The organism is candidate division KSB1 bacterium, assembly GCA_034505495.1.
GTDB lineage: Bacteria > Zhuqueibacterota > Zhuqueibacteria > Residuimicrobiales > Krinioviventaceae > Fontimicrobium_A.
Genome location: JAPDQV010000024.1, coordinates 19,890 through 31,550, shown reverse-complemented (window position 1 = coordinate 31,550; position 11,661 = coordinate 19,890). Strand labels below are relative to the sequence as shown.

At 44.5% G+C, this 11,661-nt stretch carries 5 protein-coding genes; 2 read left to right on the top strand and 3 right to left on the bottom strand.

All coding sequences use genetic code 11. From position 1 onward, the window contains the following. The 3 genes from ONB24_10240 to ONB24_10230 all read right to left on the bottom strand — a co-directional run. On the bottom strand, window positions 1-457 hold a 457-nt coding region (locus ONB24_10240), incomplete at its 3' end, for a glycosyl hydrolase (protein MDZ7316491.1). A gap of 844 nt (window positions 458-1,301) precedes the next feature. Continuing rightward, on the bottom strand, window positions 1,302-6,518 hold the full coding sequence (locus ONB24_10235; protein ID MDZ7316490.1) for a right-handed parallel beta-helix repeat-containing protein: 5,217 nt from the start codon (window positions 6,516-6,518) through the stop codon (window positions 1,302-1,304). A gap of 31 nt (window positions 6,519-6,549) precedes the next feature. After that, window positions 6,550-7,149 carry a TetR/AcrR family transcriptional regulator gene (locus ONB24_10230; protein ID MDZ7316489.1) on the bottom strand — a complete coding sequence of 200 codons (600 nt, stop codon included), beginning with the start codon at window positions 7,147-7,149 and terminating at the stop codon, window positions 6,550-6,552. Window positions 7,150-8,763: 1,614 nt separating this feature from the next. Here ONB24_10230 and ONB24_10225 point away from each other — a divergent pair. Together ONB24_10225 and ONB24_10220 are read left to right on the top strand one after the other, a co-directional pair. Continuing rightward, window positions 8,764-10,506: a YgiQ family radical SAM protein gene (locus tag ONB24_10225; protein MDZ7316488.1), complete on the top strand. Its 1,743-nt coding sequence runs from the start codon at window positions 8,764-8,766 to the stop codon at window positions 10,504-10,506. A gap of 31 nt (window positions 10,507-10,537) precedes the next feature. After that, the coding region (locus ONB24_10220) for a glycoside hydrolase family 95 protein (GenBank protein ID MDZ7316487.1) at window positions 10,538-11,661 on the top strand (1,124 nt) is incomplete at its 3' end.

Genomic DNA, 11,661 nt, shown 5'->3' with positions numbered 1-11,661 from the left:
GAAGATCAGGAAACGGCAGCTTTATATCGACTTCAGATGGTCCGACGACCTCGATGGTGGATCGGAACAATCCCATGACTCCGTGTTCCGGCTTGACCCAGCTGCCGCCGGCGTTCCAGCTGGAGGAAATGGTCAGCCCCATCTCCAGACCCAGCTCCCCGCCGATGCGCACGGCTTCGGCGATCGCCTGCACCGACTCGTCGCCCATGAACGGCGGACCGGCCGGTATAATGTTATTTTCATCCACCCAGCCGGCGACGTCCCAAATGTCGACGCCGCCCATGCCTTTGTCTTTGAATTCCTTCAGCTCTTCGCGCAGCTTCGGCAGACTGAAATTGCCGTTGGTCCATACCCAATATCCCTTCGGCCTAGCTTCAATGGGTGGATTGTAAAAGCCCAGCTCCAAAGAATCGGCAAGCAAAGGCGCCGCGCACAAAAAAAGGAAAAGTCCGGCCATTATCCGCTCCAAAATTTTGAGGCAAGTCAAAATAAATAGGAATTGCAATAAAAGAAAGCTGGAAATTTACAGCGGAGAATCCGTCTGTTCGCTTTACTTATCAGGTCGCTAAATTATGCAGGAAATGCCGGCTGAATCGACCTATGCTATCGATCCTGCTTAAAACTGGATTCCGGCAATACCGCCGCAAATTCACTTTTGGAAAGAACATGGCAAAAAAAGCCCGTCCGAGGCCGCTGGGCTGGTAAGCAGCATGTTTTTGGGCTGTGACCTGAATTTGGCAAAAGATTTTTTCTGATGCGAAATAGATATGATTTCAACTTGATTTAGGGCTGAACCAAGAGTCTTTTTCGCTATGGCATGGCGTAATGCGGCGCAGAAAGCGAAAAAAGAGGATTGCCGACTAGGCAATTCTTGAGATTCTCGGTTATATCAATTAAATCAGCGATGAAAAATCGTGCCTAAAGGGGGCGTTCCCAAGAGCGCATTCTATGAGCTGTAGATGATTTCATAGCAGTCAATGAAGACGTCGGTTGGTTGGCTGACCTTACTAATCAATGTCACAATCTGAACAGAGGGGAATCTGTAAAAACAAGCTATGCCCTTTGCTGTGGAACGGAAACGGGGATCAATAAAGGCGGCAAGGATGAAAACATGAATATAATCTGTCCTTTAAATAGCCTCCCGATTGTATTAAGCGCTTTTCTTGCAATACAATCGGGAGGCTTGTTATTTTTGGGCTCTGATTTTGAATTTCCAAGAGCGGCGATTTCATATGGGAATATCACATTAAGTTTTTCACTTTAGAAAACTTGACCGCCTCCAGTGAATATAATCACAGAAACTACTTTATTAAGATCATTTTCACTGTTTTTACATAGGCATCCGCACGGAGACGACAGAAATATATGCCGCTGGGCAGCTTTTCCGCATTAAAGGACAATTCATAAACGCCCGCAGCTTGAACCTTATTGACCAAAGTTTCCATCTTTCGACCCAAGATGTCGAATAATTCAAGGCTTATCCTGCTGCTCTTGGGCAGCTCGTATCTTATTATCGTGATTGAATTAAACGGATTAGGATAGTTTTGATACAAAGCATAATTATTGGGAACCGATTTTTCTTCAATTAAGGTAGTGGAGACGATCGTCACAATTGCCGTATCTTTTAAATGAGTAAGAGTGTCTTCGGCAACAACCTGAAAAGTCCCCGGAACATTACCGGCCAGAAAAATCCCGAAATCATCAATGGTGCCGCCGGTTGCCGTCCACTTGATCCTGGGTGTATATGGAAAACCGAATTGGTTCTTTCCTGCCGCTTGAAACAAGGCTAATTCGCCGGTAGACAGAGTCGTTTGTTTGGGAGTAATAGACATTTTTGCTAAAACAGGTGTCGTATCGACGACCAAAACCGTGATGCTGCCGCTATTTCCGCTTGCACTGTCGGTCGCCGTAATGGTTACTTCACCCAAGGCATTAGGAATGAACAGACCTGTCGAGCTGATTGTCCCCGAGCTTGCCCGATAGGTTGGAGTAAAGGGAACGACATTATTATATTGATCCGAAGCAAATACAGTACAATTCAGCGTGTCGCCCAGCATGATCGTAGTAGAATCAGGGGACAGGACGATGTTGTTGATAATCGGTTGATAGCAATAGACATAGAACGAATCAGCCGTAGTCCAATTTGGATTCTGTTGTGATACGGCCTTTACTTTTATTTTGTCGTACATTCCTGGGGAAGCAGATTCCGGTACTTTGAATTTGACCGGTATGACGGCTCCAAAAGTGTCGAGCAATGCGGCGGAAAAGGCTTTAGGACCGAACAGCCAACCTTTGTCGTCTGCAAGAGTGATATTGATGATATCATTCTCATTCAAAAAATTTCGGTAATAGACATTTACTGAATCCTGCTTATTATTGGTCGCAAAAACGGTATCATTGTCAACCTCCGATACGAGGGCAATCGGCTCGGTGAGCCAGAATGTGTTGGTATAATTTCCGCCAATATCCGATGGACTTGGGCCGCTTGGGCTGCCCCAATAATTTCCCGAAACATTAACAGTGACACTTGCATCGCCGTTGGTAAAGCCGCTAAGGTTGTTGCCGAAAATATTGTTGCCCGTAATAAGCGGATTAGAACCATTCTCTGTAAATATGCCGTGTCCTTGATTGTTAATAATTGAATTATTAATAATTGTAGGGCTCGAAGAATTTAAGCTTATGCCTGTGAATAAACAAAATGCTTCTACAATATTGTTGGCAAATAACGAAACGCCGTCTGAATTCAAAATTCTAATTCCTGTACAGCTTCTAATTATATTATTTAAATGTACTTTTGAATTGCCGGCCGAATCTTTAATATAAATACCTACTGACGCTGGTTCAGGTAGATTATCACGGATATAATTATCAGTTATTTTTATATTATCACATTCAGATACATATATTCCAAAATCTCGACTATTTAATAACCTATTTTGAAAAATATTTGCTTTATCTATGTCTTTTAACCATATACCAACTCTTATAAAATTATTAAAAGTGTTATTGTTAATTTTTAGTAATGAACCATTTGGACACCAAATGCCGCCATGCAATAAATTTTCACCTGATGAAGATTTAAAAGCGTCATTTTCTAATAAATCATCATTAGTTTTATTTAATGCAGTGTGAGGCACTAACAGATCACCGTAAAATTTATTGAAACTTATTTCATCGTGATATGTATCACCTATATATGCCGTAATAATTTTATTCTCAGAAATTCGACTATTTTTTGATAAATGGATCGTCAATTTATCTAATTTGTTTTTATAAAAGATACTATTTCGAGAATACATGACAAGTATTTCTCCTTTTATCATTATTCCGTTATTGAGTTCATTCCCATCAAAATTACATTCATCCAATGCACGGAAATTCAATAAATCTATCCCCGTGAATACATTATTAATAATTTTCGAGTTGGTTAGGAGTACATCAAAGCGGAATCTTTTACCCTTAATATTATTATTACAAATAATCAGATTTTTAATTGGTTCATAAGTCCTGTATTGGATATCTATAGGTGTATCATCGTGCTCAATTGTAAAACCGGTTACTTGAACATTATTTTCAGAAATATATAATGAGTGAGAGTCATTTCGAGAGTTTGATTTTATCTTGGTTAAATTTGCTCCTTTTAGAGAAATTAGTGCAATACCCTTGTAAATAGAAACCCTCTCATTATATTCACCTTTGCATACATAACAAGTATCACCCTCTTTTGTGCTGCGGCTTTTAATTGCGTCATTGATATTAATAAAAGCATCTTTTTGACTATTGAATACCCTTGCAATGTAAAATTCCTCTCGCGCTGCTTGCCCAATTATTTTTCCTTGCAGATAATGCCAGGGTGCTGCAGCAACGCCTTTAGTTTTTACGATAAAACTCTTCGGAGAAGATAATGTGTCAATAACCGATTTAATATATTTGGTATCAAATTCATATTCGAGAACTACTTTTACCGTTTGCGACGGCGGTATGTTGAGTGGTGGTGAAAAGGTCATTGTCAATTCTCTGCTTCCCGCCTGATATTTGCCTGTAAATCTTGTTGTCGAACCAACTTTAGCATCAACATTTTTTATATCTAAATTTTCTTTTGTATTACCTGAACTTTCCAAAGTAATCGAATCAACAAACCAACCATCCGTTTCGCTTGCGGTTAAATTTATCTCTAATATGTTAAACTTATTGTTAACATCAAGAGAATCAGGACAAATGACTTCTCTTTCTCTCTTACCGCTGACTGTCAAAGACACCAACCCAAAATTTGCATTTGCGATCTTATCCTTGTCCATTACAACATGCGTAATTTTATTCGTCCCCGAAATATCGCCCGTCCATTCCAGGAAAACCCAGCCTTCTTGCGGGTTGTCAATTGCGTAAACATTAATTTCAGAGCCTTTTTTATATTCATGCGTGCCGACTGCGGGGATGACATTACAACCATTGTCTTTTGCCGCCGGCGGAAGAATATTCATCGTCAGATTCACTTTTTCCGCTTTTTTAAAAAAGTTCGGCACCTCCACCTTTTGGAGCAAACCCCTATTGGACATATAATAAGCTGGATATTTATAATATGGGGAATCGCCGGAAACAAAAATATCTGAAAAACCATATTCAACATCAGTACTTTCTGGCCCAGCAATGGTTCTACCGCCTGTTAACTCTTTCTCTCCTGTTTCCGTAAGCGAAGGTGCTTGCGTACTCGTTAAAGAACGAAAATTTCCAACTTTATTAGTGAGTTCAAAAGTCTTTACCCCCCTTGAGAAGGAGGCAAATACTTTATCCTCGTAGGCAAATATTCCTAAAATATTTCCATATGAATGGCTGTCGACAAGCTGAGTGATTAATGATAAAGTCTGTAAATTTGACAGATCGAAGACCTGAATAAAGAATTGGTCCGCTGTCGCTGTATTCCCACCGACATACAGCTTATTTGCCGACATAGACAGGCAGGTCGGCTTGTCAAAAGTATTCAAGCTTTGTAGGCGTGAAGGTAAAAGAGGATTTGTGACGTCCAGGATTTCAACGATCGGCGAGGCAGTGCCCGCCATGTCGTTCGCAGCGAATAATAATTTTCGTCCATTGGTTGACCGGCCGTATAGATAACTCGCTTTGTTGGCCAGCTTGTATTCGGTTGCATTAGCCGGCGAAGAAGGATTTGAACAATTCAATATTTGTATGACATCGGAATTCTCATTGAGTATCAGCGCATAATCGCCGACTACCGCCAAATCGGAAACTTTGGATGTTGAACTATAACTTCCAACTTCCGCCGGATTCGTTATATTGCTAATGTTGTAAATCTTGAATAATCCTCTGGCTCCTTGATTGTAGATGGTATATAAATAGTTTCCATTTAATTTGAATTTTAGGTTCTCGATGGGTAAAATATGATAATCGTACCAATTCTCAACTGAAAGAACGAAAATATTCAGACCATCGCCCAGCAATAGCTTGTCTTGATAAAAATCCGCGGACAGAATCGTGCAGGGGTAAAATGGACTTTCCAACGGAGTGATGGTCGCAGGGTTGGAAACATCGAAAATGTCAAGATTTCCTCCCTCATTAATAAATGACAAAATTTTTGCGGGAGATACGTCATAAATGGTTTGACAGGATATTTCAAAAGGATTTACATATTGCTCCGCTGTCTTTTGAATGTTGGTCTTGTTGGCGATATTAAATGTATAAATGGTTGTGTTGCCTGCGCCGTAAGCATAATTTCCAATGACATTAATGAATTGCATGGGAGGATGAGCCGGGTTCCCGGTGGCCGTAACCTTAAGATTTGACGGGTTACTGATGTCGACCACAGTAATTCCGCTTCTACCGGTCCCAACAACGTAAGCATAGTTGCCGTCAACGGCAAATCGAGTACATCCACCAAGATTAACGCTTGAAAGCTCTTTAATGTTGGACAAATTCTCAATGGAATAGCTGCGCAGGCTTTGCGGAAGATTCCAGATGGATGAATGACCGGTGATGACATAAGCCACATTGCCGATTACTTTTATATCCTGTGAAACGATTGAATGCGAGCCCAGAACGGCGAGATTATTCTTGTTTAGAACTTTAAAAGAGCCGGTTTTCAAAGAATCATTGAAAATCGTCACAAATACATATTGAGCATTTGCATAAATGCTGGTAATCTTGTCAGACGAAGACGGCGCGATGTCGGCCGTCGAGATCAATCTCGGCTCCATAGGATTGCTGATATCTATCACTGCGAATTTGTTTTTTTCTGACGCATAGACTTTTCCGCTTTCGGCAAATAGTTTTGAAGGCTCAAAAGGAAGGAGGACGGAGGAAACGATTTTCGGAATGTCATTTTGCAGTACGGCAATTTTCAGCGATCTGTCCTGTGAGAACACAAGATGGTTACCGCCTTTTGCGGCTGTATAAATAGAACCGCCGAAGATATCTTTCAGCGTAATGCTTTGTTGGCTAATTGCATGCGATGCCAAGACAAAGAACAATAAGGTTACAATCCGCAAAGATGTGTTGTTTTTCATTTTTGTTCCTCACGGTTTGATCGGCAATGAATTAATTATTTTTTATTCCGTTAAGAATAAAGTCAAGAATAGAGTCTGATAACTTGTCCAGGTCATAAGAATCGGGTTCAGCCAGCAGCTGCAGGCTTAATCCTTCCAAAATGGCCAGGATAATCATGGACGTAAACTCGGGGATATCTTTTCTGATTTGGCCCGCATCTATCGCAGCTTTTAATAGAGATTCACTTTGCAGCCGTGCATCCCGATATAATTTTGCCATATCCATGCCCGCTTCTTTTGCTGCTGCGCCGTTCTCCAGCCACAACTGCAGTACGATTCTGTTCAGATTCATATTGGTATTCATATCATACAGAAGCATCGGCAAAAGCGTTTGTATTTTTTCAAGCGGTGATACGTCATTCGTTTTAAGCCGCATTTGCATTTTTTGACTAGGCGTGCAATAGATTTTATAGATTTCATTCACAAAATCGATTTTGCTGTTAAAATATTCATAGACCGTTCCTTTGCCAATTCCGGCAGCGTCGGCAATATCGTCGATTGTAGTCTGATGAAAGCCTTTTTCTGCAAAAAGCTTGATTGCCGCTTTTAAAATTTTGCGTCGTTTCTTTTCTTTTTGAGATTTTACATACATTTGCGCTGTCACGATCTTTAAGAGGTTGTTTTAATAATTAGCTGTTTCTAAATGAAATTTTGCAAAAGTAACAATCGAGTTAATTTTTTAGTGCGAGCCCTAAGCCGTTACACGGTTACCGGCTGTGTTTTCGTTTTTGCCGTTCTAGAATGCTTTACCAAAGAATCCTACGTCCGGCTGTTGGGATAACTCGTTTGAATTTATTCGGCCTATAGAAAAAATCTGAATTGTTGTCATTTTTGTTAAAACTCGTTGCAGCAGACCGCGATGAAATTTTGGCTGAATTATGCTGCCTTGAAGATGTTTTCTAATTTGAGATAGCTATATTAAATAAGCCGGCTATATGGTTTGCAAATCAAAAATAATAGGAATAGGTTGGAAGCATAATTTGCTTTCAAGATTGCTGCCCAAAATCCTGATGGTCGAATCATTCTGCAATCCATTTTGGAAATCCGCAATATTCACATGAGCGTCAAATAGTCCTTTGACGGAAAAATTGATGCCGGTAATATGCCTTCGACTTAAACTCATCTGCAGGGAATGAGAAGCATTTCAACTCATGGGAGGTTCCAATCTGCGGTAGGAAAGTCTTAGCTGTTTATCACATACCCTGTCTAAAGAGGTCGGCCATAGACAACCTGCTTATTGATTGGCCGGTTTGATCAAAATGGTGTGCAGTCGCCTCAAGATGATTATGGGGTTTTTGATTGTCAAAGAACGAAAAGTAAAGCAGCTTTCTTTTGCGGTCGCTCCTTCAATAATTAACGCTGCTGAATTATAAAAATCTGCTGAAAAATATATAAATAAACAATTATAAATAATATATTAGTAACCAGTATTTCCGACTAATCAGTCGGAAATTAATTTATCATTTTGTCTGATATTGTCAAGAAAATTTTTCATGAATATGTTCATTTGCAATGTTACGTCCATTCTGTTGCCTTTCTTAGGTGAGACATTAAAAGTTTAAGCTTCTACTATAATCGTTGGGAATAAAACATATTTATCGAATTCTAATAGGGGAAGGGGCGTTGAATTAGACACGCGGTTCGAAAAAGCAGCGATTCTATAGATATTGGATGCATTCCTTTTCGCAATTCGCGACGGCGTTTTTTCAGTGCCGAATTTTCATTAAGGTTTGGATCACTCATTCCGTTTTACCGTCGATTTCGAGATGACGCATATATTGAAACGCTTTTCGATTTTGTATTCCCCGAACCTTAGCATGCATGATGTTCAAGCCTCCATATTATTTTTTACGTTGTCGGAATTGCTATTTTTTGCGCATATGGCTTATTCTTACAAAAGGTGTTCGAGAAAAAACCGAAAGAAATACTGCGGCTTATCGGGCGAAATAACCGAAAAGAATAAAACTCGTTGACGGTGTCATACTGGATACAGCTCAAGGTCGGGTCATTGCCTCCCCTAAACAACAGTATAGGCGATCCGATCGCGGGTTCATCCGAATTGTAGACACAAAAAATTTTTTCCGTTTTCCAATTTATAAGTCCGTCCCCGACAAATCCTCTCTTCGCTTTGCCGAATTCGATAAAATTCCCTGCATAATGCCGCCGCTTTTCTTATATTTCTGCTGATGAAAACAGGGCGACGGACATGTTTCTGCCGGTGACGCGGGAGGAGATGAAGGCGTTGGGCTGGGAAGCCTGCGACGTTATCCTGGTGACCGGCGATGCTTACATCGATAGTCCGCATGTCGGCATTGCGGTGATCGGCAAATGGTTGGCGGCGCACGGTTTTCGCGTCGGTGTGATTCCCCAGCCGCGACTGGATACCGACGAAGACATTCTCCGTCTCGGCGAGCCGACGCTGTTTTGGGGTGTTACCGGCGGCTGCATTGATTCCATGGTCGCCAATTATACCGCTCTGAACAAGCGTCGGCGCAGCGACGACTATACGCCCGGCGGCGTCAACAATCGCCGACCCGACCGCGCCGTCATCGTTTACAGCAACCTCATCCGCCGCTACTGCAAAGGCGCCCGCATCGTTCTCGGCGGCATCGAGGCGGGACTGCGGCGGGTTGCCCATTACGACTACTGGTCGGATTCGATTCGGCGCTCGATCCTATTCGACGCCAAGGCGGACGTTCTGATCTACGGCATGGGTGAACAGACCGCCCTTCAGCTGGCGCAGGCGCTGCGCCGCGGCGAAGATTGGCACCGAATCCGCGGCCTCTGTTATATTGACAAAAAGCCGCCGACTGAATTCGTCGAATTGCCTTCTTTTGAGCAAGTCGCAGCCGATGTCGATGCGTTTATCGACATGTTTCATCTTTTTTATCGCAACCAGGATCCTCTCAGTGCGCGCGGTCTGTTTCAGCAACACGGCGACCGATTTTTCATTCATAATCCGCCGGCACCGCTGCCGTCGCCCGAAAAGCTGGACCGGATTTATGAGCTGGATTATGAGCGCGAACTGCACCCTTTTCACCGACTGCAGGGAGAGGTCAGGGCGCTCGAGACGATCCGTTTTTCCATCACCACTCACCGCGGCTGCTACGGCGAGTGCACGTTTTGCGCCATCGCTGTCCATCAGGGGCGCACCGTCGTTTCCCGCAGCGAGGCGTCGATTCTGCGCGAAGTCGAGGCGCTGACGCGGCATCCGCGCTTTCGCGGCGTGATCAGCGATCTCGGCGGCCCCACGGCCAATATGTACGGCTTTGAGTGCGACCGCAAATGGACCAAAGGCGTCTGCCTGGATCGGCGCTGCATCGGGCTTGAGGTTTGTCCCCGCCTAAAGCCGAACCATCGCCGACAAATCGAATTGCTGCGGGCGATACGCCGACTGCCGAAGGTTAAAAAGGTGTTCGTCGCTTCGGGGATTCGTTATGATCTCTTATCGGCCGATACGGAATTCGGTGACGCTTACCTGCACGAGCTGGCTGCGCATCATGTCTCCGGACAGCTCAAGGTTGCCCCTGAGCACAGTGAGCCGAGCGTGCTGACCCTGATGAACAAACCGGCCGTGTCCACGTTACTCGAATTTAAGCGGCGGTTTGAACACTATTCCAAAGCCGCCGGAAAACAGCAGTTTCTCACCTACTATTTGATCGCCGCCTTTCCGGGCTGCAGCGATGCGGAGATGATGCGCCTTAAGCGGTTCGTCGGCCGCGAGCTCAGGCTGACGCCCGAGCAGGTGCAGATCTTTACGCCGACGCCCGGAACCTGGGGCAGCGTGATGTACGTTGCCGAAAAAGATCCCTTTACGGGGGCAAGGCTGTTTGTTGAGAAATCTTTGCGCGGCAAAGCGCGGCAAAAGCAGATGATCGTTTCTGATCGGAACGATGCTGGATGCAGGCGGGCCTCGTCTGAAAGGAGTTCCAGAGGGCAACGCCGGTAATTTTTTACCTTTTAAACGGAAGGAAAGGTTTATGCGGGTATTTTGGTTGGGAGTTTGTTTGGTTGCGGCAGCGGCGGCGCAGGAATGTATGCCGACTCAGCTGCAATTGTGGTATCGGCAGCCTGCCGAGAAATGGATCGAGGCTTTGCCGATCGGAAACGGCCGTTTGGGAGCCATGGTCTTCGGCGGATTTCGGCGTGAGCGGCTGCAGTTGAATGAAGAAACGCTATGGTCCGGCAGCCCGGTCGACAACAACAATCCGGAAGCTCTGAAAAATTTAGCAAAGCTGCGTGAATTACTTTTCCGCGGCGAAATTGAAAAAGCCGTCAAGCTGGCGGAAAAGACGCTTCTCGGCACGCCGCCGAACATTCGTTCCTATCAGACGCTGGGAGATCTGATGCTGGACTTTGGCGAAGAAGGAGAACCGATTGAGTATCGGCGCCAACTTGATTTGGTTACCGGCATCGCTTCGGTCGAATATGAGCTCAACGGCGTGCGATTTCGCCGTGAAGTTTTCGCCTCGGCGCCTGACAATCTGGTCGTCATACGCTTGACCGCGGACCGTCCCGCTGCCCTCAGTTTCGATCTTCGTCTTGAACGGTCTCATGATGCTAAAACCCTTGCGGTTGATCAGCAGCTGCTTCTGACCGGTCAAATCATGGATGCCGATGATCCGAAACGCGGCCCGGGCGGTCCCCACATGCGCTTTGCTGCCAGACTGCAGGTTTTGAATCAAGGCGGCCGAGTTCAGGCGGTTGAGAACCATCTTAAAATCGAAAAAGCCGACGCAGTGACCCTGCTGCTTACTGCCGCCACAGATTACAGTCGAGATCTCCTTTCCTTCAACCGCAACAAGTCGCCGAACAAGATCTGCGAACAAATCCTTGAAGCAGCGCAGCGGCGGCCTTATGACGAGCTCAAACAGCGGCATATCGCTGATCATGCCGCTTTCATGAACCGAGTCACGATGACACTGGGCGAGGCCGAACCCGATACGCTTCCGACCGATCTCCGTCTGCGGCGTGTCATTGCCGGCCAAGAGGATTTGGGGCTGGTTGCCCTTTATTTTCAGTACGGAAGGTATTTATTGTTGGGAAGCTCGCGGACGCCGGGCGTTCTGCCTGCCAATCTGCAGGGCATCTGGAACGAGCATTA

Bases quoted from the DNA above. Each gene is read 5' to 3' on its own strand.
- ONB24_10235 (MDZ7316490.1), bottom strand. From the start codon at position 6,518: ATGAAAAACAACACATCTTTGCGGATTGTAACCTTATTGTTCTTTGTC.
- ONB24_10230 (MDZ7316489.1), bottom strand. From the start codon at position 7,149: ATGTATGTAAAATCTCAAAAAGAAAAGAAACGACGCAAAATTTTAAAA.
- ONB24_10225 (MDZ7316488.1), top strand. From the start codon at position 8,764: ATGTTTCTGCCGGTGACGCGGGAGGAGATGAAGGCGTTGGGCTGGGAA.